Source organism: Saccharicrinis sp. 156 (genome assembly GCF_050589685.1).
Classification (GTDB): Bacteria; Bacteroidota; Bacteroidia; order Bacteroidales; family Marinilabiliaceae; genus Saccharicrinis.
This window is the reverse complement of sequence record NZ_JBNGOS010000013.1, coordinates 38273-65025: the sequence shown is the minus strand read 5'-3', so window position 1 is coordinate 65025 and position 26753 is coordinate 38273. Positions and strand designations below refer to the sequence as shown.

The 26753-nt window shown below is 38.2% G+C and carries 18 protein-coding genes and 1 pseudogene; 9 read left to right on the top strand and 10 right to left on the bottom strand.

Translation table 11 applies throughout. From position 1 onward, the window contains the following. The first annotated feature begins 136 nt into the window (after nt 1-136). Nucleotides 137-1291: a hypothetical protein gene (locus ACRD64_RS10040; protein WP_430933204.1), complete on the top strand. Its 1155-nt coding sequence runs from the start codon at nt 137-139 to the stop codon at nt 1289-1291. Between the two features lie 11 nt (nt 1292-1302). Next, on the top strand, nt 1303-1776 hold the full coding sequence (locus ACRD64_RS10035; protein ID WP_430933202.1) for a T9SS type A sorting domain-containing protein: 474 nt from the start codon (nt 1303-1305) through the stop codon (nt 1774-1776). 112 nt (nt 1777-1888) lie between these two features. On the opposite strand, the gene ACRD64_RS10030 is transcribed toward ACRD64_RS10035, so the two are convergent. Both ACRD64_RS10030 and ACRD64_RS10025 read right to left on the bottom strand, forming a co-directional pair. Beyond that, nucleotides 1889-4354, bottom strand: a complete 2466-nt coding sequence (locus ACRD64_RS10030) for a sugar-binding domain-containing protein (RefSeq protein ID WP_430933201.1) — start codon at nt 4352-4354, stop codon at nt 1889-1891. Between the two features lie 270 nt (nt 4355-4624). Continuing rightward, complete coding sequence (locus ACRD64_RS10025; protein WP_430933200.1) at nt 4625-5494, bottom strand: AraC family transcriptional regulator; 870 nt, start codon at nt 5492-5494, stop codon at nt 4625-4627. Nucleotides 5495-5742: 248 nt separating this feature from the next. Here ACRD64_RS10025 and galK point away from each other — a divergent pair, with 248 nt between their 5' ends. From galK to ACRD64_RS10010, 3 genes and pseudogenes are all read left to right on the top strand, one after another. Beyond that, on the top strand, nt 5743-6912 hold the full coding sequence (gene galK, locus ACRD64_RS10020; RefSeq protein WP_430933198.1) for a galactokinase: 1170 nt from the start codon (nt 5743-5745) through the stop codon (nt 6910-6912). A 39-nt stretch (nt 6913-6951) separates the two neighbouring features. Continuing rightward, a complete protein-coding gene (locus tag ACRD64_RS10015) occupies nt 6952-7965 on the top strand; it encodes a uroporphyrinogen decarboxylase family protein (protein ID WP_430933197.1) in 1014 nt (337 codons plus the stop codon). 271 nt (nt 7966-8236) lie between these two features. After that, nucleotides 8237-8598, top strand: a pseudogene (locus ACRD64_RS10010) (endonuclease domain-containing protein). Between the two features lie 175 nt (nt 8599-8773). On the opposite strand, the gene ACRD64_RS10005 reads toward ACRD64_RS10010, so the two are convergent. After that, on the bottom strand, nt 8774-10294 hold the full coding sequence (locus ACRD64_RS10005; protein ID WP_430933195.1) for a peptide MFS transporter: 1521 nt from the start codon (nt 10292-10294) through the stop codon (nt 8774-8776). A gap of 452 nt (nt 10295-10746) precedes the next feature. Here ACRD64_RS10005 and ACRD64_RS10000 point away from each other — a divergent pair, with 452 nt between their 5' ends. From ACRD64_RS10000 to ACRD64_RS09990, 3 genes are all read left to right on the top strand, one after another. Next, nucleotides 10747-11094, top strand: a complete 348-nt coding sequence (locus ACRD64_RS10000; RefSeq protein WP_430933194.1) for a hypothetical protein — start codon at nt 10747-10749, stop codon at nt 11092-11094. Between the two features lie 425 nt (nt 11095-11519). Then, entirely contained in the window at nt 11520-11906 is a 387-nt protein-coding gene (locus tag ACRD64_RS09995) for an HU family DNA-binding protein (RefSeq protein WP_430933193.1), read from the top strand. A gap of 423 nt (nt 11907-12329) precedes the next feature. Continuing rightward, the gene (locus ACRD64_RS09990) at nt 12330-13325 is read left to right on the top strand and encodes a hypothetical protein (protein WP_430933192.1); all 996 of its coding nucleotides are present in this window, start codon (nt 12330-12332) and stop codon (nt 13323-13325) included. 133 nt (nt 13326-13458) lie between these two features. On the opposite strand, the gene ACRD64_RS09985 is transcribed toward ACRD64_RS09990, so the two are convergent. The 7 genes from ACRD64_RS09985 to ACRD64_RS09955 form a co-directional block, all read right to left on the bottom strand. Further along, a complete protein-coding gene (locus ACRD64_RS09985) occupies nt 13459-14841 on the bottom strand; it encodes a TlpA family protein disulfide reductase (RefSeq protein ID WP_430933191.1) in 1383 nt (460 codons plus the stop codon). Nucleotides 14842-15310: 469 nt separating this feature from the next. Next, nucleotides 15311-16687 (bottom strand): TlpA family protein disulfide reductase, encoded by a 1377-nt coding sequence (locus tag ACRD64_RS09980; RefSeq protein WP_430933190.1) that lies wholly within the window; start codon nt 16685-16687, stop codon nt 15311-15313. Between the two features lie 185 nt (nt 16688-16872). Then, entirely contained in the window at nt 16873-18303 is a 1431-nt protein-coding gene (locus tag ACRD64_RS09975; protein ID WP_430933188.1) for a PKD-like family lipoprotein, read from the bottom strand. Nucleotides 18304-18315: 12 nt separating this feature from the next. Then, entirely contained in the window at nt 18316-19089 is a 774-nt protein-coding gene (locus ACRD64_RS09970; protein ID WP_430933186.1) for a DUF4843 domain-containing protein, read from the bottom strand. A gap of 49 nt (nt 19090-19138) precedes the next feature. Beyond that, nucleotides 19139-20638, bottom strand: a complete 1500-nt coding sequence (locus ACRD64_RS09965; protein ID WP_430933185.1) for a RagB/SusD family nutrient uptake outer membrane protein — start codon at nt 20636-20638, stop codon at nt 19139-19141. Between the two features lie 11 nt (nt 20639-20649). Further along, entirely contained in the window at nt 20650-24093 is a 3444-nt protein-coding gene (locus ACRD64_RS09960) for a SusC/RagA family TonB-linked outer membrane protein (RefSeq protein ID WP_430933184.1), read from the bottom strand. 368 nt (nt 24094-24461) lie between these two features. Continuing rightward, on the bottom strand, nt 24462-25634 hold the full coding sequence (locus tag ACRD64_RS09955) for a FecR family protein (protein ID WP_430933183.1): 1173 nt from the start codon (nt 25632-25634) through the stop codon (nt 24462-24464). Nucleotides 25635-26266: 632 nt separating this feature from the next. On the opposite strand from ACRD64_RS09955, the gene tnpA reads away from it, so the two are divergent. Further along, nucleotides 26267-26713 (top strand): IS200/IS605 family transposase, encoded by a 447-nt coding sequence (gene tnpA / locus ACRD64_RS09950; RefSeq protein ID WP_430933182.1) that lies wholly within the window; start codon nt 26267-26269, stop codon nt 26711-26713. The last annotated feature ends 40 nt before the right edge of the window (nt 26714-26753 follow it).

Genomic DNA, 26753 nt, shown 5'->3' with positions numbered 1-26753 from the left:
CTTGCGCATACACCATCTTTTTTCTTGACTAGCCTGCACAACATTCGTAACTTAACTAATATGCAAGCTCTTATAAAAATGGCATTGATATAAATAAATATATCCAAGACCCAGATTTTCACTTAAACAAACTGCCATGAAGAAAAGATTACTTTGTTTGATTAAACTGACATTTTTAGGCTTCGTGCTAATTGCTCAGGTGCCAGAGGCTTTTAATTACCAGGCTGTAGTTCGTACCAGTTCCGGAGAGGTTGTTCCAGATCAATTAGTCTCTTTCAGGATTAGCATATTAAAAGAATCTGAAACCGGGAAGGTGATGTACAGTGAAACACATTCGGTAACCACAAATGCATTTGGGCTGGTTACGCTTAGAATAGGAGAAGGTAGACCTGTGGACGGTATTTTTGGTCCGGGAGGATGGGGACTGGCACCCCATTTTATCAAAGTTGAACTGGACTTAACCGGAGGAACCAGCTTTATACATATGGGGACTTCCCAATTAGTATCGGTTCCTTATGCGTTTCATGCATACACGGTCACGAACGATGAAATTGACGATGCGGATGCCGACCCCGGCAACGAAATCCAGACGCTTGGCTTAAGCGGACGAGAGCTTACCTTGTCGAACGGCGGAGGCAGTGTTACCATTCCCGGCAATGAACTTTGGCATGCCGAGGGTACCAGCATTTATTATCCTACGGGACGGGTTGGCATTGGAGATTTTAGCGTTTCGTACCCGCAAATGTTTCAGATCAGGGGCGAAAATGCCTCCGCAATTCTTACCGGTACCGCAGGGAGTGCATATATCGATTTGGGCAGATACAATGTGGCTTCCAGCTCGGCCTACCTAATATTCGCTACCGACGGGACACGTAAGTTCAGGGCCGGTTTGTTTGCGGGACATGAAAACTACCGGATATCGGCTCACCACAGTAACTTGGTTGGACTGGAAGTACAGGAAGACGGGGTTGTTAAAATATCCCACGAACTACATACCTCCAATACCAGTTCTGCCAATATGGTTCCAATTGCTTATGGTGTTGTAAATGCCAACGGAACCATCGCTGCCAGTACGGGTAATTTTACGGTTGAAAAAAGCACAGGCAGATATTTCATAACCATCGATGGCGAATCGTACCATTACCAGCAATACATCACCATTGTTTCAATTATTGGCACTTACGGCTTTTCATCAATCTCATCCGGAGCAGGAAGACTATATGTATATACCAAAAATACGGATAATGAGTTTGAAGACATGAGTTTTTCTTTTGTGACCTATAAACCTTAACGACAACTGATATGAAGAAGTTTTTAACAATAGGATGCTTTATTTTATCTGTACAGTGCCTTTTCGCGCAGGAAGTATTGAATGCATCCGGTTCATCCAATGAGCATTCCGGCTATGTAATTAGCTGGAGTATCGGTGAATTGGTCGCGGAGACATATACGGGCAGCAAATCCTTTTTAACACAGGGATTTCTGCAAACCAGGCTCGATATACCGACCTCATATTTTCAGGTAAAAGATGAATATGACCTAGAAATATACCCCAATCCGGTAATCAACAATTCTGTATCTCTCAGCATCAAAGGGATTGAACTGTCCAATTTATCCTATCAGCTGTTCGATATAAGTGGACGAATCTTGAAAACTAATAAGATAGAAAGTAATCCTGCAAGTATAGACATGACTAACCTGGTTCCAGGTATTTATTTGCTTCGGATCAGCGGGGATGAAAAAGAAATCAAGACTTTTAAAATCATTAAAAAATAACCCTTTACTATACAAGCATTAAGTTAAGCTTATTTTTAGGTGACCATTCGGGGCGTGACTGAAAGTCGCGCCCCGAATGGCATTATTATACTTTTGATACAGCCCAATAAGGTTATTTTTCGGTTTTTATCACAATCTCGTTTGAAGTAAGCGCCCCGGCCTTCGCCCTTATCGTTATCTCTCCCGCTTTTCTCGTGCTTTGAATCAACAGCAAAGCTTTACCGTTATGTGTTACAATTTGGTTTGATTTATGACTCTGCACGTTTCTGTCCCATCCGTTATCCACCGCAATATTGATGCCTTCACCCTCTATTTCAAATACGAGTTGCATTTCTTTATCGGGTACAATATCTCCTTTACCCGTTGTTAAATTAGCTTCAATATGTACCACATCATAACCATTGGCTTTCATGGTAGTTCTGTCGGTTTTTAATTGAACTTTCGTTACCCACTTGGCGGATCTTAATGCGTAATTGGATACTGTTTTATCACCGTTTATACCCACAGCCTTTATCTCTCCTTCCTGATACGGCACCAGGTATTTTACGATATGATCCTCAAAATCGTGGGGGCTTTTAACTCCATAACTTTTACCGTTCACAAATAGCTCAACCTTAGGTGAGTTAGAATACACCTCAACAAACACCTGATCCCCTTTTTCGTAATTCCATGTGGGGTCCACATCTTCGAACAACCATTTATCCAGCCAGAACCTTACCCGGTTATCCACCCATTTTCCGTCCTCATAAATCCATTGCGCTTTTTTAGCATGTTTGGTCGCCAAATATATCGATGGTTCATCGTTCCAAAGTGTTTTATAAAAATGGCCGCGGGGCGTAAAGAATCCGGCAAAGTCCATCAACGATATCTCCAAACCCTTCCAAGGGAATGGGCCGGACTCTCCCAGATACGCAATTCCTGTCCAAATAAAAATACCGGCTACAAAGTCTCGGTCAACCGCATCTTTCCATTCCTGGTAGGTCCCCCAGTTTTCCGAACCATACATCAATCGGTTAGGATAGTTCCTATGGTCCTCATCGTAATTTACTGCCCGGTAGTTATAACCAATCACATCCGGCACATCAAAGTAACCTGTCATATTTCCGGCTTTTGGTAAAACACCACCTGCAGTAACATAACGGGTTTTATCCACCTCTTTAATCCAACGTTCAATTTCCTCCGCTGTTGCTTTTAATTCATCACCTCCATCTTCTTCAATTTCAGACAATACCTGATTTCCCAATCCCTGGTTGCTTTTTTCCATTTTATAATAATAAGGATAAGTCCATTCAATTTCGTTACCCATACTCCACATAATGATGGACGGATGATTGCGGGAATAGCGCACCATATCCTTCACATCACGTTCTGCCCATTCCTCAAATATATCCCCATAACCTGTTTTAAGTTCCGGACGCATATCCTTGGCAAAACGCGAGGTAATCCACTTGTCCTTATTTTTTCTCCACTCATCCAACGCCTCGTTAATAACCACAAAGCCCAACTCGTCGCACAGCTGTAACAAGCCCGGGTCAGCCGGATTATGAGACATTCGAATGGCATTGACACCAATGTCTTTCAACCCGTTTAATCTTCGTTTCCAAACATCTTTGATAAAAACACCACCAACAGCACCGGCGTCATGGTGCAAACAAACTCCTTTTAGCTTGATATTCTTCTCGTTTAAATAGAAACCTTTGTTGGCATCAAAACGGAATGTGCGGATCCCGAAGTCAATCGGGTATTCGTCCAGTAGGGTTTTACCAGACAAAACCTGAACTTCTGCCTTGTACATGTTTGTTTGTTCGATGCTCCAAAATTTTGGCTTGGGCACTTTTACTGCCAATGCTAGGGTGTCGATTCCTGAGACAACTGCCCGCTGGCTGTGGCTACCGATCACTTTGCCTGATTTGTCTTTTATGGACACCTTAACCGTTAACCTCTGCTTTTCAGGTGTCTTGATTACAGCAAATGTTTTCACGATAGCTTGTGCCGAACTAACTCTCGGAGTCTCTACCCAAGCGCCAAATTGTGGAACATATGTTTTTGAAGTAGTTACCAATCGTACGTTTCGGTATATGCCGGAACCTGTGTACCAACGTGAATCGGCGTAATTAGAATGGTCTACCTTTACAGATATTACATTATTACCACCCTTTTTTAAATAAGGTGTAAGCTCATATCCAAATACGCTATACCCATAAGGACGCTTGCCCAAATAATGCCCGTTGATCCAAACCTCTGAATTATTATAAATTCCATCAAACTCAATAAAGGTCAGTTTATCTTTTGATGCTTCCGAAACACTGATTTTTTTACGGTACCATCCTATACCGGCGGGCAAAAAACCTGTTGACCCTGATGTGTTTTCGGTAGTGTAATTTTGCTCGATAGACCAATCGTGCGGCAGATTCAATTCCCTCCAGTCGTCATCATTAAAATCAACGTTTCTTGCTTCAGGCACATCTCCCAAATTAAATTTCCAGTTGAAGTTAAAATCTTCAACATGACGCGATGATTGGGCATTTGACCCCAAAAAGAGAATTAATAAGAGAATTGTTGTAAATAGATTTTTCATTTTTCAATATTGTTTTACCGCTAGAGTACCAAAAACACAAAATTAACTTTCCTGTAAACCATTTTTTATGGTTATATTACCAATCGTTTAGTTATATTATCATCAGGACTATTCACGAGCAAACATATTCTCCTTTATTCACCCTCTGACAAAAGGGTGTTTCTTTTTTTTCTTAAAAATTATTTCTTATTGCGGCATAACTTAACGGCTCTGTGACTTTGTATCCATCTGTACCGTTACTTATATGTCGAGACTCAACTTCAGGTACTATTACACCTTTTTAAAATTGGCCCGGTATTCCAACGGGGAAACTCCGCTGATAGCTTTAAAACACTGGTTAAAATAGGCCACCGAACTAAAGCCGCATTCAAATCCGATTTGGTTGGAAGTGAGGGTGGTATTTATTAATAACTGTTGCGCAAAGTCAATTCTCGTTTCTTTTACAAATTGCGAAAAGGTTTTGTGGGTAACTTTTTTAAAGAAGCGGCAAAAGGAACTCACATTCATTTCGGATAGTTCGGCCGCCTTTTGCACACTCACATCTACCATGTAGTTATTCATGACATATTCATGTACTTTCTTTATTCTTACTGATTTAGTCACAAAAATACTATCAAAATATGCTTTCGAAACAATGGGTTCGCAATGACCTTTCTCAAACAAATCCAATATCTTAATCAAATTCAGGAGACGGTCAACACCATCATAGGAAGGAAAATCACATATTAAATTTACAATATCCACAAATTCATCTTTGGGAGAATATCTTAGACCGTATCTTGCTGCGTTTAACAGGGATTGGATAGATTGCATTTCGGGCAGACTGGCAAAACGTGTCCCAAATATCGATCGATCGAATTGAAGATAAACCGATTCACAGGTTTCATTATTATCAGCCTCGAAAAAAACGGGATCGGAAAACCAGGCATGTGGAATATTCCCTCCAATCAATACAAGGTCCCCAACCGCAAACTGACTCCTATTATCGCCTATCACCCTTGTTCCGTATCCTTTGGTTATTAATAACAATTCAAACTCGTGATGATAGTGCCACGAACGCTCAAAATACTTTCCGGAATATGTCCCGACGTAAAATGATTTTCCTTTGTCTAGTTCTATTTTCTCAATATATGGAATCATAATAAAGATATTTGCCCAAAAAAGTAACACAGGCAAATATAACTAAACAAAAATCAATTGTATGAAAAATATTCCAATATCCTTAGTCTACTTTTGTTAACTATAATAATACAATAAGGCAATAATAACATCAGATCGTTAGATTATAGACAAATGGATAACCTGATGTTTATTAAATTTCATCAAGACACTGAGTATTATTGCCCTAAATCTATGAAAACCGTATTAAAATTTTAAAATCAGACATCATGAACAACGAAGTATTAAGTAAGTTTAGTGAACTATATCAAACACAACCCAGCTATTACGCCTACTCTCCCGGCCGGGTTGATTTAATGGGAAGCCATACGGATTACAACCATGGCTACGTGGTAACCATGCCTGTAAATTTGGTTATCGACTGCGCGTTTTCCGGCAATGATACGGGTGTTATTGAGATGTACTCATGCAACCTGAACGATAAAACGAGAATTAACGTTGAAACAGGCGAGATTATTGAAGGTGGAGATTGGGCAAAATACATTAGTGCCGTGGTTAAAGTACTCATAGATGAGAAAATCGAGTTAAAAGCATTTACGGGTTCATTCTGTAGCACTATTCCTATTGGTTCCGGGCTGTCGAGTTCCGCTGCACTGGAAGCCATGACCATGGCCATGTTAGCTGAAACATCGGGTTTTGAAATGGATAACAAAACAATGGCGCTCCTATGCCAGCGTGCAGAAAATGTGTACGTGGGTGTAAATTGTGGTATTCTCGACCAATATTCGGTCATTTTTGGAGAGCGACATAAGGTCATCAAATTAGATTGTCGCGAATTGACACATGCGCAGGTTAGCTGGCCGAAAGAAATAATGGTGGCCATCTGTAATACCAACAAGCCCCGCCAACTGCATGGTTCCGAATATGACGATCGTCGTGCACAATGCGAGGAAGCGGTTGCTGTATTTGCCAAAATCGATCCTGATATTAAGGCGTTACGCGATGTTAGTATTGAGTTTTTCCATGAGCATAAAGACAAGCTGTCTGCCGATGCGGCCAAACGTGCTGAATTTATTATTGAAGAAAACAACCGTACGCACGAATTGGAAGATGCGTTAACAAATGGTGAAGTTGATCAACTGAAGGACATCTTTGAGAGATCGTTTACGGGCGCCAGGGACCTGTTTGAGATATCAAACGATGCCATGCAACATATGTACAAAGCCATGAGCACTGCCACTGGTGTTGTGGCTTCGCGTCAGGCTGGTGCCGGCTTTGGTGGATGTATGGTATCTTTGGTTTATAAAGATAAGCTGGAAGATTTTAAGAAAGATGTTTTTAATACGTATAAGGAATTAACAGGAATAGCATGTGAGATTTATGGTGTTAAAACTGCCCTGGGCACGCACGTAGAACCTATTAAGGAAGCGGTAAAATAGTCTAAATCAATCTGATTCATAAAACAACAACCATATACAATGACTAAGAAAGAGGTAATAAAAATGGTGCTGGACGGTAAAAAACCTCCTTATGTGCCATGGGACTGTAAATTCACCATAGAGGCGCTGGAAAAAATGAAGGCCCACTATGGCGAGGATGTGGACGTAGAGGCATTGGTCGACAATCACTTTATCAAACTTGGGCAATCCAGCGGCTTTAAAATTGACATAGGCAACAACCGTAAAAAAGACATTTTTGGTGTTGTATGGGATATGACACTGGAAAAGGATATTGGTAACGTGGAAGGTCTTGTTATACCGGAACCTACTTTGGAAGGTTATGAATTTCCTGATACCGACGATCCCATATTATATGCGGGCATAGAAGAGAAAATTGCGGCCAACAAGGATAAATTCGTCCTTTACAGTATTGGTTTCAGCCTATTTGAACGTTATTGGACTTTACGAGGAATGGAAAATGCCTTCCTTGATTTCATGATGTATCCCGATTTTGTTAAAGACCTGCTTCGTAAAATAGCGGACTTCAACATTGCCGTTATCAACAATGTATGTACCCGTTTTCCTGAAGTGGACGGTATCTATTTTGGGGATGACTGGGGAGCTCAGCAAAAGCTGATGATGGGTAAAGAGGTTTGGATGGAATTTCTGTATCCTGAACTCAAAAGAATGTATGCCAATACAAAAGCGCACGGAAAATACCAATTGATACACTCCTGTGGTGATATTGCGGAGATTATCCCCGAGTTAATTGAGGCAGGTGTTAATTCTATCAACCCATTTCAACCGGAGGTTCTTGATGTGGATGATTTATTAAATACCTACCGCGGCAAGGTTACTTTCCACGGAGGTCTTTCAACCCAGAAGACCTTGCCTTATGGCACCGTTGAAGATGTGGTTGCAGAAACAAAGCACCTTTTGGAACTAGGTAAGGAAGGCAGTTATATTTTCTGTCCTTCGCATGCCACCGAAGGTGATACCCCAATTGAAAATATCGTAGCGTTTATCGACCTGATTAAAGCGCAGAAACAATAAGCGGGACATTACAACGCAAAACAGCTAATCTATGGCTGTTTTGCGTTTCTCCAGTGTTAAACAAGACTACTTTGGAGCAGGCTCTTTGGATTTGTTGAATTGATGCACTAGCTGTAGCTATATCCGTCAAGCTAAAGGATAATTAAATTTGTTAATCATTATAAGTTACGGGAATCAGCTCTCCTCCTTGTCAAGGAGGAGTACCTCCACGCAGTGGAGGGGAGGTGGTTCTATACGTTTTTGTATATTAGTTTAAGGAAATATTACAATAATGGATAGCAACCGACCAGAACATATCAAAAAAAGGAAATTATTGAGAAATAATTCCACACCTGCAGAATGTGAACTTTGGAATTATCTTAAAGGAAAGAGAGTTTGCAATTTGAAATTTAGAAGTAGCATTCTATTGATAATTATATTCTTGATTTCTATTGTTCCCAATTAAAACTAGCAATAGAATTGGATGGCGAATACCATGTTTTTAATGAGGAATATGATAGGTTGAGAGATGAAAAACTTAATGCTTTTGGCATTACTACACTACGGTTTGAGAACCGCATAGTATTCGAACATCCCAATGAAATAATTGATGAAATTAAAGAGTTTTATCAAAACAGAAGCTTAACTTACTAAACCACCTCCCCTCACTTTAGTGAGGTACTCCTCCTTTTAAAGGAGGAGAGCTGATTTACAGCACTCAAATCAACACACATTTACCCCTTAACTCTATACACTAACTTCTTAACCTGACATGTATCACATATATTAGAAATATGTCCATTGGTAAATGGTATTATTTCCCGCATTTCTATTTCAAGCCCTTCATCATTTTTTTGAGCCACGGGCTGATCAGGAACAAGATTCCTCCGGCTATGGCTGTTTCAACGGCGATAAACCAATAAACGGGCACTTCACGTCCCAGCGAATTCTCCAGACTGTTTGCGATGGCTTTCATTTGTGAGGCCACGAAATTACCCGCCGCAAAAGAGCCCATCCACACCCCCATCATCGTAGATACAATTTTATGGGGAGAAAGCTTGGTGACCATGGAAAGCCCTATGGGCGAAAGGCATAATTCGCCCCAGGTATGGATAACGAAAACCAGTACCAGCCACATGGGGTTAATCAACGTGGTTCCTCCTTTGGTTAAATCGTTGGCATACCCCATTACCACAAAACCCAAACTCAACAATACAATTCCCCAGGCAAATTTAACGGGCGTATTGGGGTTTAGCTTAATGCGATCTAACCGAACCCATAGAATGCTAAACACCGGGGCAAACAGCACCACCGAAATAGCGGGTACCATCTGAAACCAGGTAGTAGGGATAGTCCAACTGCCCAGGTTTCTGTCCAGACTGTCCCGCGCAAAAAGGTTAAACAAGCCTCCTGCCTGCTCGTAACCGCTCCAAAACACAACGTTAAACACCACAAGAACCATGATCACCCCTACCCTGCTCCATTCTGTTTTACCCCGGGTATTGCGGACAATACTTTGCAAGAGGTAAAGTGCACCAAGAATCAGAATAGAATACACCATGATATTTCGGGCTGAAGGTGAAATGATCTTGCCCATATAAACCGTTGCTACAATGGCCAAAACAATAGCGATCACGTAAGTAAATACTTCCATATTATCTTTAGCCGTCAGCTTATCTATTTTGCCTTTGTACTTTGGTGGCATACCTACCGTTCCCAGTGCCGAACGCGAAAAAAAGAACCACAAGAAACCGACAATCATGGCCATTGCCGCTGCCAAAAAACCATACTCCCAACGTCCAAAAGAGTCATTCTCGGCCAGCCACCCCGAAATAAAGGGTCCCAGCATGGCACCGATATTGATACCCATATAAAAAATGGTAAAGGCCCCGTCCCTTCGTGCATCATTGGCCTCGTACAACTCACCTACCATGGTGGAAATGTTGGGCTTAAAAAAGCCGTTACCGAATATTAATATTCCCAGACCAATATAAAATATGCTTTCTTTAAACTCCATGTTGTGGCCGGATATAACAGCAGAATAGGCCAGCAGAATCTGCCCAATGGCCATGGTCAATGCGCCTATGTATATCGTCTTTCGTTGCCCGAGCAACTTATCGGCCAGAATACCTCCTAATATGGGAGTAACGTAAACCAACGAAGTAAAAATACCGTAGATAATCAAGGCTGCATCCTCGTCCATTCCAAAACCTCCGGTCGCCAGGTTTCCGGTCAGGTAAATCATGAGCAGCGCGCGCATACCATAGTAGTTGAAACGTTCCCACATTTCTGTGGCAAAAAGAGTAAATAAAGCAGTAGGGTGACCTAAGATTGTTTTTTTTGGGTTCATGTGTGAATTGTTTAGGGATGCTAATATAATAAATGAAACCGGCATAGCCGGCGCAAATAATTAGGTCGATCAGCAGAGTGATTGAATATTATACTGGTTATAAGGGCTTTGCCATTTTGTAAACCTATAAAATTATTGTTCCAATGTCCGGTGACCAGTCATCAGTGAACGGTGGTCGGTCATTGGTGGCCGGTCAAAATGGAGAATGGGGAAAGGAGATTGAGAGAAACGAAATCCCGATGCGTTAAAGTATCATATCATCGGGAAAGGAGAACGATAGTAAGGTTTTACGACTCACTACGAATAACTAATAACCGTTGACTCGGGACTCATCACCATTAACCTTAATTAACCTATATTCATTGAGCATTAACCTAATACTATTTGTTTTTACTGTTCCTTTGAAAGTAAATCAAGAAACAATCAAAATATAAATAGTAAAACCAAATAACATGAAATACATTGTATTAATAGCACTGGCCATAACTTTAAACATTTCTGCACAAACTGATGTAAAGGATCAAATATCAATGGCGCAACAAACCGCTCAAATGCAGACCGCAAAGTTGAGATTAAACATAGACTTAACGGATACGCAATCCATTCAGACTTATGGTGTACTTCTTAAAGCGGCCACCGAATTTAACGAATACATAGGCAAAAATAAAGTGGGTATGGAGGCTAAGATGATAGAAATCCAAAACCATTCATGTCAGGAATTTAAAAGTTTTTTGACCCAAGACCAGATGACCAAATTAAATGCGATTATGACAGCTTCCAATAATAGGCTATGCTTATAGGATAAAAAGGATTGTTAAAACCAAGATATTATTAAAATAGTTAAGCCTCTGTTTGTTACAGGGGCTTTTTTGTTCTATTTATTCTCATCGGATTACCATAAAAATTATGGCGCTACTGAACGCTAAAGTTATAAATAACCTTTATAGGGTTAAGCTACCTATTCTTTACCTTTTTACCTATTTGATGCACACACTGACTATAAACGTTTATTAGTCTACATTTATCGTACGTTTGTCAATACTAAACCATCGCCCAAGTAAAACATAATGATACTTTGCGACAATATAATTTATTCCCATAACTTTAGTAGAAATATGGTAGAATATACCGCCTGCCGGTCATCAACCTTCCCTGTTTTGACCGACCGGATTGGAAGAGGAGGCGGGCGGTACTTTTGCAATATACAACTAAATCTTTTTTAATTATGGCTGTAAAATACAAAGTCATTGAAAGGGGCCAGCCTGGTGTTGCTGGCGGAGGAGAAAAAAAATTTTATGCAAGTGCCGTCAGTAACGGCGAGTTAACCCTCGAGAAACTCACCAAACGTATTGAAAGAACGAGCACCGTTGGCGGGGCTGACATCCGGGCGGTTCTTTATTCTTTGGTTGAGAATATCCAGGACGGACTAGAAGAGGGGGCAATTGTTAGGTTGGGCGAGCTGGGAAGTCTTAGAATTAGTATCGGGAGCAACGGGGAAGAAACAAGGGAAGAAGTTGGTTCAAACTCCATTAAAAGTGCTAAGTGCATTTTTACTCCCGGCAAAGAACTAAAGAAAATGCAGAAGAATTTGGACTATGTAAAAGTGGAATAAAACTCTTTCGAACTGACGGCTCTTAAATTCGTGCTTATGTTTTTATAAAAACATAGTTACGTTTTACTAAAAACATGCTTATGATTTTGCAAAAACATAGGCATGTTTTTTTTCGGGTTTGGGAACGTTTATTTATCGGCATGGGATCAGTAATTTAGGTTGGGAATAAAATAAGAAAGAACTATTGCTGCGGAGCAAGAATAGAGAACGGTTCTGATTTACATTTCGCTTATACAGAACCGTTCCAAAACCACTCATCGGATGACTAAAGGATAAAAGCCCTACGAATGCAAAGACTTATCAATCTTTATTACATACTATTAACTTGATACTTATGGCACGATCAAAACCTAAACGAAAAAGAAGACTGCTCAACCTACCAGGTTTAATGTAAAAAAAGCGGTTGAGGCCAACAAACTACGCTTGGTAGAGTTGTGTAAAGGGGTTGGATGTAATATTACCGACAAGCTTACATCATATGATTTTATTCAAACATACACTTATACCATTCACCATGGCGATGTAAAATATCATCCTGATTTTGATATTCCTCCAAAAATTGTTTCCATTTTTAAGAGGTCGGTAAAAATGGCTTTGCAAACCAAACGACACAGTCCCTTAAAACCTGCCGAAATAAAGATATGCCTTCTCGATCTTTACCTTATGGATGGATTAATGAGTTATATTGAGCAATTCATCAAAACAGACGAGGCGACTAAAAAGGAGCTTGAAAAAGACGTGGAATACCTGAAAGAATATTATGGCGACACGCACAAACAACATTGGTTGGTAGAAATATCGGTATGCGATATGTTAAAAACCCTAACCCTTCCAACACATACCCTATATACCTTACACTATGAATTAAATCCCAGGGTTAACCACAAAAAGTTTAACTGTTCATCATATTATTACCTAAAAAGTCATCTTCCGGTAAAAAAACATATTAATATCGATAATCATTGGCGACCTATTTTTTTAGTACAACATCCTGCAATTGATTTTAAATGTGAGGATACCGTTATTGAAGATTGCGAAATAAATACAGAATTGCTGAAAGAAGTGTATCATGGTTCAAAAACGAAACTGCCAGTGTATATCCAATCGCATGCATTAGATAGGTTGTGCGAAAGGTTGTTCCTGATAAACATAACATTGATATGTAATTTAATTGAAGATGCCTTATTTAAAAAGGTACAGGTTTGCTATTTCAACCATCGTATTTTACTTGAAGTAAGTGCTGTATTAGGTAAGCTGGGTTATTTTGTTGCCGAAATCATCGACGAAAAAATAGTGTTGAAAACATTCTTGCTCCTATCCAATAACTCAACGCCCGAGGGAACTGCTTTTAAACAGCTCACCGGATTTAACAAATACGATGTTGACTATTGGGATTTAGACAGTTATTTAAAGAAATAGCCATAATAAAAAATTCCGAACCTTGAAAAAAAACGGATGTTTGGTTGCTTTGTGAAGCACAAAAAATCCCGGGCAGGTTATGCCCAGGACGCTTGAAAAATAAACTAACTAATCCAAAAAAGTTGCAAATAATTTATATTCCCAATTCGTCAAATAAGGTTATCAGCTCAGGGTTGGACGGACGGGGGGCACTTCTGGATACAATATTTCCCCGAGTATCAATCAAGATAAACCGTGGAATACCCGAAATAGAATAGGCATCCATAAACTCTTTGTCAATGGCTCTCAACTGAACTCCACCAAGCTCTTTATCAGCCACCATTTCCTTCCACTTCTCCTTGTTTTTTTCCACATCCACCGAGATACTTACAAACTCAATGTTTTTACCCTGATATTTGTGCTCTACCTTTTTAAGGTGAGGAATCTCGGCAAGACAGGGTCCACACCATGTTGCCCATACATCTATATACACATACTTGCCTTTAAAATCATCTAATGATGAAGTTCCGCCTGCACAGTTTTCGTAATCCACAAACTTTGGAGAAGGATTTCCTTTTTTCGTTTTCTGATACTTTTTGAAATTTTCAGTTGCCATTTTTACATAATCCTCATTGCTACAATTTTCAATGAACAGCGCGTATGCCTCTTCGAACTTTTCTGAATCTTTTAAATATGGCGCTACCATAGTGGTTAAAAGATGATCCAAAACTTTCTGATTCGAGACGTTTTTAATGCAGGTTTTGATGGTATGAAGCATGTAATCTTCATTATCGGTTAATGTTTGATTTGTTTCATTAAGAATAAATCGACTTACTGTCGAACCATAATCGACTGCAGATATCGCCAGAAGCTTCTCATCATTGTAATTTAATTGTTTCCTGAAATCGAAAAAATTATCAGGTAACGCAGATGGCTTTTTTCTTAATGCATAACTTTCTTTCAATGCCGCGTAATTGTAGCGTATTCTTTCTTGTTCAACTTTTATGAAATCATCATCCAATTTCTTATGCTTAGAAATAAACGTTTCAAGGTATATATTTTGTTCCGAACGCATCGAGTCTATCACGGAGATAAAATGCGCAGCTTCAAGCTTGTTCAAGCTATAATTATATTTTCGGTAAAGAGTAGTATTCGATTTATTAAAATGCTTTAAATATTCACTTTCCGGATTATTCGAAACCGTATAATTTTGTTCTCTCCTCCAGTTTTCTGTTTCAATTTTAAAACTTGCTACGTTATTCTTTTGTAGATAAATTTCAATTCCGGGGAGAACTTGTTGTGATTTGGACCGTACTCGGTAATAACCTGGTTCTCCATGAAATTCATTTGTAAATTTGCCACTATCATTTACCAAAACGTTAAAGGTTTCTTTTGTGATTTTATTGGTAAAGACCAGAGTATCTTGCCCCCCCCCGATTAATTCCCCTGAAACTTTAATAGTAGTTTCATTATTACAAGAATAAAATGATAGGCCAAATAGAATAATTGCTATCGTCAAAGTAAGTTTGTTATTCATTACATTAATTATTAGTTGATGTGATAAAATTATGTCCTTAATATGTTTAACCCGCAATATGCATTAGAAAATCTATTACACATTGAAATTGTTTCAAAACAAGACACTTCGTTGCATCACTTCAACTCACCAGAACGATGCTCCCGAAAGTAATCGGGACAAGTTATGCCTCGTTTCAGTAATGCCTTGTTTTATTGTACTTGCAATGCTCATGACGAACCTCCAATACATAATCCGGGTTTAACGCATGTCGATTATTTGCCACAAAACGTCGTCGGAGCCCAATAATTAGCTCCGTTGAACAGAACATTATTTCGTTTCTCCATTATAAGTCTGTTAATGCCAATCCGAAATTGCGGTATTAACCTAGGTCAGTGTTTAGCTATCTGGTTACAAAGGTTTCAACTCTAAATAACTACCCCCTGTATTTTTAAAACTACGCCCTTTTATGAAACAGTGTCTTCGGTTTTTAAATATTTAACGAATTGAATAAATCGATGATTTCGGGACTGGAAGGACGTGGTGCATGTTGTGTTACAATTAGACCTTCTGGATCGATTAATATAAAACGCGGAATTGATCTAATTTCATAATCTTGTATAAATTGAGATTTAAAAGCGCTGTCCGCAAGCACTTGAATGCCACCCAGCCCCTTATCTGCAATCATTTTTGTCCATTTATCATGATCTTTTTGATCATCCATAGAGATACTCAGAAAACTTATATTCTTGCCGCTATATTCTTTTTCCAACCGTTTTAAGTACGGTAATTCAGCAACACAAGGGCCACACCAAGTTGCCCAAACATCTATAAAGATATATTTCCCTTTGAGGTCATCCAATGAAAGTGTTCCTCCTGCATTGTTCTCGTAATCGACAAACTTTGGTGATCGTTGACCTTTGTTGAGCTTTATTAACTGATTGTAAATTTCAGTGATCTTAGCATTGTTTTCTTCGTTTGTAGAAGCACCCATAAATATATTGTAAAAATCCTCAAATTTTTCCGTGTTGTAAATTTGGTTTTCCGCTCCGGAGAAAATAAGTTCATTCTTTATGGTTTGATTCGGAATGGTTGAATATACCGTCACCTTAACAAGTCCATAGTCAATGGATTCTTTTTTAATTAATTGTTTTATTTCTTCATTATAATGCCGGTGAACTAATTTTTTATATGCACTCGAGAAATAAAAGTCAATGTCATTATTCAGATCAATTTCCTTTAATTCAGCTAAAAACTCCTCAGAAGCTTTGTAGCCTCTTTTTTTTGCCCATTGCCTATGATAACCACCGGCATAGCGCGACAATTCAAGTAAATAGTCGTAATTAAGATTGCGCTTTTCTAAGGATTTAAAGGCAGGCGTAATTCCTTGGGCGGTATCTAATTTGGCATTTAAGGTCTTATTTATTTCCTTAAATTTATTTTTAAAATCAGCTTCTTCCAATTTATAAACGTCCATGCCTTCACCTTTAAGTTCCGCAGTCTTTTTATTTTTAAATATCATATAATTAGTGGCCGCTGCACCCTTGCCAGAAACATTAAGAGAAGCATTAAAATCTTTAGCGTCTGCCGTAATGTTAACAGCACTCCCATTGTATAGATATACACTCGACCTGTTTTTACCTGCAGTAAGCAAGTATAGGCCGGGATCAGCTTTAATTGTATCGGCAAAAGTACCATTTGGATCAACAGCAATTTTCTTGCTAAACGACCGATCTGCTTTTGCTAAGGTTATCTCTTTAATATCGAGATTATCAATTTTACCAGTAAATACAGCGTAGTCTGGAGCTTTTTTTATGCAAGCCACCAGACTCAAGGCCAATCCTAAACTAAATATTATTATTTTCATACCTAAACAATTTGTTACGAATGGGTTAATTATCCCGTTACCACTTTATAATCACAAAATATAATGCAAAAGACATAAGAATAGAGGGTACCTGCAGCACAGCTAATTATAGCATTTTCAAACAATACCCCTAAGCCATATAAATATATAACTTAGAGAGATTGTCATAAATCACGAATTAAACTCTAGTCATCTAATTTGTGTTCGATTTCTACCACTTTAGAATCGATTTCGTATGTCGCCAAAACAGCACCATCATTTAACAAATCAATGATTTCAATAGTTGATCCTCCATCTTGGCTATCGTAAACAACGGCTAAAACACCCCCTTCTTTATGTACTTCCAGTTTCTTAATCTCACCAGTTAATTCCAGGTAGTTTTCGTTAATTACATCTGATACCCTGTTGTAACGGTGAATTTTATTACCCTGCGACATGTAGGTAAAACTATACACATTATCGTTTGCATATTGAGAATTATCATCCACTAAACCTGTTGGAAGCTGAATATGTGCATTGGCGGTAAAGCCTTTAGTTATATGAGATAAAAATCTTTGTAAAAAGTAATTTCCGGCATCACTCTTCAGCACTGATATTATATTGTAACTTGAACCTTCAGTTTCCATCCACATACAATCCATGTTTAGGTTTGATGGGTCGAAAAGGGCATTTTCAGGATCACTAGTGGTTACGGCTTCCATTTTATAATAATCAGTATAATAGCCATTCTTTGCATTTGTAATGTATCGTCTGTTTAGTTCATCAAAATACACCACAGTACCAAGCCCCCAGGCCATTTTATCTGTTACATAATAGTCACCCTCAGCAGGAAATTCCCACCAGCCATCTTCAAGGGAACTTCCATTTTTGGTATAAATATTTCCACCTGCCAATAAAGGCCAACCATAGCCATCTGTAATATTATCAATCCCAATTTTTGTAAATGGGAGCTCAAGTCTGCTTGTTGAATTAAACCGATCTACAATGTATTTATCTAACTGCATGGTAATCCCATCAAAATAAGCACCGCCATCACTCGTGCAGATAAACATTTGATTCCATCCTTGTGCTTTGTTCCAGTTAAATCCGATATTAACAGGAGTTCCTGTTGGGTTAACCTTGGCAACATTTTCAAAAACATCTACAATAAGATCATCTGTAATTTCAGAAATAAAATCGAATTCGGCCAAACCATTTTTTTCTTTTAAAATTGCCCAGCCTTGAGTAAAAGGCGTTACGACATATATATCAATCGCTTTATTATACCTTACATTGTTTTCTTTGTCGTAAACTGAATAAATTAGATTTTGAGTCCCAGGGTCAAAGGAAGTGATCACATTCAAATCTTTTTCTACACTTAAAGTATCACCCGTCCTGTCTCCATCTCGAAATACACGAATATACCAGGCATAAGCCCGGTTTTCTTCTGGAATATCAGTAACAATATTACCCTCGATCTCCAGTTCTGTACCAATAATAGCATATTCTTCTGTTGGAAGGTTTGAAAAATCTACTCCTTCCAGTTCGATATAATCGTATTCTCCATTATCCTTTAAGCAGGATACCATAAAGATTCCGATCAATAGACTATATACAATTCTATTTATTATTTTCATTTTGTTCATTCTTTAGTAAAGTGTATTTAAAACTAAATCCCCATTTTCATCATATATTGGAGCATCCGGATGGTCGGCTAGCCAATTTTTAAAGCCGAACATAAGCGCATATACAGGTGCATCCACATACAACCAAATTCCGGTAGAACTTTGCCTATCTTTATATTCAGCAATTGGATCTGTACCATCCATTATTTCATTGAACTCCATCCACAATATACATTTAGTGACGGTAAACTCCCCAATATATGGATACCTGCCATTAATACCTGCATACCTGGTCCAGGGATACCACCAATCGGGTTCGGAAAGAAAGTCGCTAAAGCGCAATTTATATACCTGGCTAAAAGCCGGTATAAAATTTTCATTCGCAGCAACTTTTAATCCTAAAGTATATTCGGTATTCTGCATGTCGGCAGTTCTAAGCAACTTCACAATTAGGTTTCCTCCAATAGCGTTTTCAGAAATTGATTGAATATCCGGATCGATTTCAAAATGTGTATTTTCAATAGCTGTTGTTAAAGTATCAACGATTTCAACCTTAAACAATCTGTCATTATCAGACATTGTTCCTGAAACCAATACGGGAATTTCAATTGTTTTCTCCGTAGTAGATTCATCCTCAAACAAGAATGTAAAGTATTTTGAAGGATATTCACCTTCATCATTAACCATGTCTTCATAATAAACATAATTAACTCCTCTGTATTCGGTAATCTCGTCTTTAGAACAGGAAAGCACGAATACTAATAGGAAAAGTAGTATAGATATATTTTTTGTCTTCATAATATTTTATGTAAATGATAATTAATAGATTATTTTTTCTATCAAATAACTATTCCTGAATATTTCCAAATTCCAGTTCATTGTCAGGTAGTGGAAAAATAAAATTCTCGGGAGTTACATCTCTAAAATATTTAGTACCCATTGTTGGTATGCTGGTAAGTTGCAATCTTTTATACATATAAAATATTTGCCCTTCCAGGTAAGTTTCCTTACGTAATTCTTTAACAATAGCATCCAATACATCTTCGACACTTCCAGAAATATCGGTCAATTCTACTTCTCTTTTCTCTTTGATGGAATTTACATATTGAATGGCTTTATCCAAATCTGTTTCAAGACTGGCTTCAGCCGCAATTAACATTAATTCGGTAATTCTAATTAATGGAACCGTTCTGTGTTGAATCAAAGTAACCCAACCTTCGTCAGAAAAATATTTCTGAATTGGAACATCCTGATCATATTTTATAGAAATTGACCTATGACCAAAACCACCGATCTTCATCAAATGCAAATATCTCCAGTCGTTTCCGCCTGGTCCCGGTGTTGGGGATTGCCACCAACGAACAGGAGCAATGGTTTTCTCAAACACAAGATCGGCATAATTATCACTTGTGGTTGCCGCATGGTATTGAGTGCTATTCTCTCCAAAGTATCTATTATAATAAGTGTTCAGTTTCGACACATTGAGTGCGCATATAAGCTCATCCATGAATAATAAATCTTTTTCATCATCACTACCATTTAAGCGATCGGGACTTACCCAACTCCATTCATATTCATTTATAACTTTTTCGGCATACAATAATGCATTTACATTGTCTTTCATGGTAATATACACTCTTGCTTTCAGGGCCAAAACAGCATAATAGTTCATATGATACTTGCGTTCATCAGCGGAAAATAATATACCCTCGTAACTGCCTTTTATAGGATCAACTTCTTCAAGTATAGCTTCTGCGGCATCCAGATCTTCAAGAATTTTTGCATATACATCTGCAATGGGAAGATGAGGGAATCTTAATCTCTCATATTTTGTAACATACGGTATTTGAGGATCTTCGCTAGTACCGTCTACGTATACATCTCCAAACAATCTTAATGCATCAAAGTGGATAAATGCCCTAAGCGCTATGGCTTCAGCTTTAACCAACTTATAATCATCAGGTAAAAACAGGTCTGCATTATCATCGATATTATCCAGTATTATATTGTTATTTGCTATTGCATTATAAAGATTGTTCCAGACATTCTTAATAATTGACTTTGGGTTGGTCGATACATAATCGAAATTTGTAATTGGCAAATCAGATGACTCAACATGGTTTTGAGCCGCTTGTGCCAACGCACCATACATTAAATGGTGCCCGTACAAACTTTCGTCACTTAATGAAATATACACTCCATTTAGCATTTCATTAAAACCATCTGCCGATTTAATCTGATCTTCTAAATCGATATCTGTTACTGGTGACACATCTAACCAATCATTACATCCCAAAAAAGATTGGCTTACCGCTAATATGATAAGAATTAATATTTTATTTTTCATTTTTCCAAAATTTAAAAGTTAGCACGTAATCCGATTGTGAAAGAGCGTGCATACGGGTACGAGGTACCGCGCTCCATTTTAACTGTTGACCAGTTAAAAACATCACCCATATTAAAAGTAAGTCGTAGTGACTCTATGCCTATTTTGTTATAGAAATGTTCCGGTATATGATAATTCATATTCACAGAACTTAAATTCAAATAACTATAGTCCTGAACAAATCGATCACTAGCAGGCGTATAGCTCATATTGCCCCAACTAAGTACATTATTTTTGTATTTAACGACGTCTCCTGGCTCCATCCAGGTTTCTTCCAGTACTCTTCTATCCACATTGTAGTACTTATTTGAGTTTTCAACTTTATTCACCAAAGTTTGATTATACTTTTGTCCTCCGGTGCTATACGAAAACATAAAACCGATTTCCAAAGGTCCATAAGCTACATCTGTTCCAAAACTACCCCTTAGTTTAGCCTCTGAATCGCCAACTACTACTTTATCCTTCGCATCCCAGTCAAAAGTTGGCACCCCATCCTTTGTAAGGAAGATTTCTTTACCTGTCATCGGATCAATACCTAATGATCTGACCGCATAAATTGCAGTATTCGATCTACCTTCTTCAAATCGCACATAGAAGTTATGTGAAGATTCCATAATAAAATCATCCGCAGAGCCATAGCTTTCTTCGTATGCTTGTATTTCTGCATCAGTTAAACCTGCCTGATTACTTAGCTCGTTATAATATTTTAAGGAATTCCCAATTCCTAATATCTTTGATTTATTCTGGTAACCAGACCAGTAAACGTTCCATTTAAATTTTGCTTTATTAATCAGTTTTGCTCGCAGCGCAAACTCAAAACCTTTATTTTCCATCTCTCCAAGATTCTCTTTAAATGAATCAAATCCTATTGAAGGAGGCGTTGTGATATCCATAATCATATCACTTGTATTCTTATCGTAATAGTTGAAAGATCCTGAGATTTTATTGGCGAAAAAACCAAACTCTACACCCAAGTCAAGTGTTGTAGTTGTTTGCCAGCTCAGATTTTCATTACCCAGGGCAGCCAGGTATGTTCCCAGTCCTCCAAGATATCTCACATCGGTATAATACTGTAATACATCTTTAGCCTGATAGGCTGAGAAATTTACAGAGCCGGTTTCTCCATAAGTTCCTTTAATTTTGAACCGACTTATGACATCGTTATTTCTTAAAAATTTCTCTTTATGAATATTCCAACCTAACCCAAAACTATAAAAACCGGCAGTTTTGTCATTCGCCCCAAATTGCGAAGACCCATCTAAGCGATAGGTAAGATCAGCAAGAAACCGATTATCAAAAGTATAGTTAACACTTGCCAGACCGCCAATTAAACGAACCGTTTGTTCGGATGCAGGCGGAACTCCTCCTACTGCATAACTATTGGCGAATGCCGGGTTATTGTATTTACTTGCTGCAAATCCTTGTGCACTAAAACCAAGTAACTCTGAAGTTTTGCTAGAAACATTATAGGCCAAAGAAGCATTAATGAAATGCTTCTTGATCTCTTTCATATAGCTTAATATGGCATTCCCGTAGATTGACTCTGAAACAACATCTGAAAAAGTAAATAAACCTTTTCTTTCTGGATTTGAAGTACTCCAATATTTATAAGAATCTGGAGAAACAAATACTTTATTTTTATAATTGTTGTTTGTATAAGAAATGTTCGCTTTTAGTTTTAACCCGGATACAATTCTCCATTCTAAGGAGAAGTTATTATTGATATCCATGTATTTTGTGTGATCAGAGTTACCAACGCCCGCCTCGTACACCGGGTTATAGTTAGAAAAATAACTATAATCTTCAGTATCATATACTGGAATAACATAGCGTTCAATTAGCTGACCGTTTGAATATTGGATAGGTAAATAACCCGGCATTTTAGCATAATAGTCAAATGAACCGTAAGGGGAATTCTCAGCGTTATTTTTATCAACAGCTATTCGGTTTTTTAAGATTAGTTTATTTTTCAGATTATAATTAAGCGTAAGTGCAATCCCATAGTTTTTGCGATCTGAGCCCTTCATAACCCCAGGTTTATCACTATAATTCACGTCCAGCATATATCGTATATACTCATCTCCTCCCATAAAATTCAACGAATGTTTCTGTCCAAACGCATTTCTGGTTGGTTGTGCCATCCAGTCTGTGTTTACTCCCTTGGCAATATTTTTTTCGATGGCTGTAATTTTATGTAAGCCATTGTCGCTATCATGAAAATAATTGAATAAGCCCAGGTCTTTTTGTAAACCAAATAACTCTTCTGCGTTCAACAAATCATAAGAATCAAGATCTGGTAGACTAATTACAGTATTTAAGTTATAGCTTACTTTTACTTTTCCTGCTTCCGGTTGTTTGGTTTTAATAACAATAACACCATTTGCAGCTCTTGAACCATACATTGCCGTTGCAGCAGCATCTTTTAAGATTGTAATCGATTCGATACGGTTCATATCCATATCAATTACTTTTGTAAGTGTAGTTTCAAAATCATCCAATATAAATATTGGTGCATTTGGGTCAGAACTAAAGCTTGTTACATCAAATTCCGGATCAGTTGCGCTTAATATGGCATCACCTCTTAACCTTATTTCCGGTAAAACATTAGGATCAGAGCCAAATACGTTATTATCAACAATATTTAAGGCTGGGTCTAATAACACTAAACTTCTAATTACATTATCAGTCCCCATTGACATTAATTCATCAGCTTCAACAATAGTCGCTGTTCCGGTAAAGCTTTCTTTTCGAATTTGCACAATACCGGTTACAACAACTTCATCCACTTCTTGAACATCTTTAACAAGTCTGACATCCAACGACTGACTCCCCTCTACTTCAATTTCCTGGTTTACAAAGCCAATAAAAGAAAATGAGACGGAAACCTTTGCATTCGGAATGAGCAAAGAGTAGTTTCCGTTAGCATCGGTAACCGTTCCTGCACTTGTTCCTTTTACATAAACTGTAACACCGGGTATAGCCCCCCCTGTTTCATCGGTTACTTTACCGCTGATGGTTACTTTTTCGGGCTCCTGTTGTGCGACAACCGTTTTGGGCGAAGTCTGTTTCAGTATTACCACTTTATCAATTACTTCATAAGTTAAAGTGGTATTCCTCAAACAATCGTTTAATATTTCTTCCACGGTAGCCCCTTTGTAGTTGGCTTCCTCTAACCATACCCCCTCAACATCTTCAAGGTCGTATACAAAGGTAAATTCACTTTTATTGCGAATCTCTTTTAAAACATCTTCGAGAGACTGGTTGCTTATTTCAATATTCAGCCTGGTGTTTTGTGAATAAACACTGGCCGTCAATTGAACCGAACAAACTACCATTAACATGAATATTAGTTTCATCACCAATAAAGGTTTGTTGAGTTTCTTCCGAGAGAAACCCATAGTTTCAATTAAATGCATAAATTTGTATTTAGGTTTACATTTCAATTCCTGGCAGGGAATTGTATTATTGACTATAAACCAGGGTTGTGTCAGCAACCTTGGTTTTTTATTTTATTATAGTTCAACCCCTTCAGGGTTGCTATTTACTTGGTTACTATCCCCTGGGTTTCACCCAGGGTTATTCAAAGTTAAAACCACTTCATGGTTGATTTACAATACTTTTCAATTCCATTCTTTTAAATAAAATTTACGAGCTACGTCATAACCCTGAAAAGGGTTAAAATATGAATAACCACGGGTGATAACCCGTGGACACTTGCGCTCTAAAACCAAGAACCTCCGCTTATAGCGGAGCAAGCTATGAAGGGGTTCAACCCTTCTTCATATCATTCCATAATAGTGATATTATTCTCGTGAACCTCAAAGCGGACTTTATTGGTGGCAGCCAATATTTCCAGTATTTTATCAATATTCTCGTATCGTTTTACTTCTATATTAAATCGTTTGTCTTTGAGTGACGGATTCATATAAAACAGGTTGGCATCATACCATCTGGCCAGTTTGTCCATTACCACTTCCAATCTTTCACCTTCGCAATAAATAATGCCTTCCTTCCACAAAGCATAAACTTTGGCATCTACATTATGAACAGCAAACATTTTTTCTGTATCGTGAATAACAGCTTGTTGTTCGGGTTTGATAATCACCTCTTCCGAAGCTTTGCGAAGTTTAACACTTCCTTCTACCAGGGTCGTTGCTACCCTATCAGTTTCACGATATGCTTCAATATTAAACTCGGTTCCCAGCACCTCCACCTCAATATCTTTTACATCCACAATAAATGGTCGGGCTTTATCCGTTTCCACATCAAAATATACTTCACCGCTTACCCACACTTTTCGTTTATTACTGGCAAACTGTACAGGGTATTTTATCTCTGAGTCAGAGTTTAACCACACTTGCGTTCCATCCGATAAGGTAATATGATACTCTCCCCCACGAGGAACCTTAACGGTATTATACTTGGTCTCTAAATTTTTATTGCTGGAACCGGTATAAGCTAGTTGTCCGTTTAAGTTCGTGATTAACGTGCCATCGCTCTCCAATATACTATCGTTTTCTGCGGATTCCAGCTGAACGGCTTTACCATCGTCCAACATAAGAACTGCCTTAGAAGAACCAGGTTTAATCTCAACCTGCGCTAACCGAGCAGGTTGATCTCCCATAATCCGAGAAACAAAGTAAACCGTGCCAGCTAATAATGCAATAATTAATATGACTGCTACACGACCAATCCACAAAGGCATCCTTCTTATTTTACCTGCTGTTTTAATCTCCAGGTTAATCTGCTTCCAGGCTTTTCGCGAATCAATACGATCAACATACTTATCTCTCACCTCTCTTTTCTTACCTCTCTTAATCGTTTCGTATAACTTCTGGTTCTCTTCCGATTCTTCTAACCACTTTTGAAGCATAGCTGTTTCCTCAGCTGAAAGCTCCCCACTAACCTCCTTGGAAATGAGTTGGGCAATTTTATATTCAAATTCAAAGTTTTCCATGGTATCCTTTGTTTTCTACTAATAAAACAATCGAAAAATTTAAGGGGATGAATGGAGGGATAAAAAAATGTATTTTTTTTTATTAGTGTTGATTAGTCATTCGACATTAGTCAATGGTCAGTAGATATTCGTTAAGTTGCTTACCTATTCACCCCCTTCGGGGATGATACATTTAGGTTGAGAAACCATCGGCTTCACCGGTGGTTATTCATAGTTAAGCCAGTTCCTGGCAATTTATTTACATGATTTGTAATTATAGAGCAATTTACAACCCTAGAAAACTTACAGAGAAATCACAAAATAAGATTCTTAATTACTCCAAACCTTACCTGCCTCTAATATGTCCTAACAAGGACAAAACTATGAATACTTATTCCGAAGAATTGCGGTAACCGTGGGTAAAATCCGCGACATCACTAACTCGTCAAAGCAGCCCTAAAGAGTACATCTTTGTACAACTATTTAAAACAAACCATAAGGTTAAATAAGCAATGCCCAGAATGGGCTTAACTATGAATAACCGTGTGTGCAACGCACGGCATCATGACGCATTACACACCAGCCCCGATAGGGGTTGAACTTAAAGAATGATTGTTGTTCCTTAAGGTCTGTATCACCAAAACATGATCAACATGTCAAGCTATCGCCAAATACTTTACCACATTATATTTCGCACAAAAGGAAGCGAGAAAACACTAAACATGGGATACTCGAGTGAGCTCTTCAACTATATTTGGGGTATTATCCAAAAGAAAAACGGTTTTCTTTACCGCATTAATGCCATGGAAGAGCATGTACATATGTTATCCGATCTCCATCCGAGCATTGCTTTGGCTGATTTTGTAAGGGATATAAAAACAGCATCATCAATAAGACTTAAAGAAACAGGTCATTTCCCTTATTTTAAAGGCTGGGCGGATGGATATGCAGCACTTACCTATGCTTATTGGGACAAAGAAAAAATAATCAACTATATCAAGAACCAACAAGAGCATCATCAAAAAGAAACGTTTGAGGAAGAATACCTCAGATTACTAAAGGAGCATAATATTGAAGTTGACATGAAATTTTTCCCGTGAGCATTTGTTCACCCCCTTTCGGGGATGATACATTGGAGCT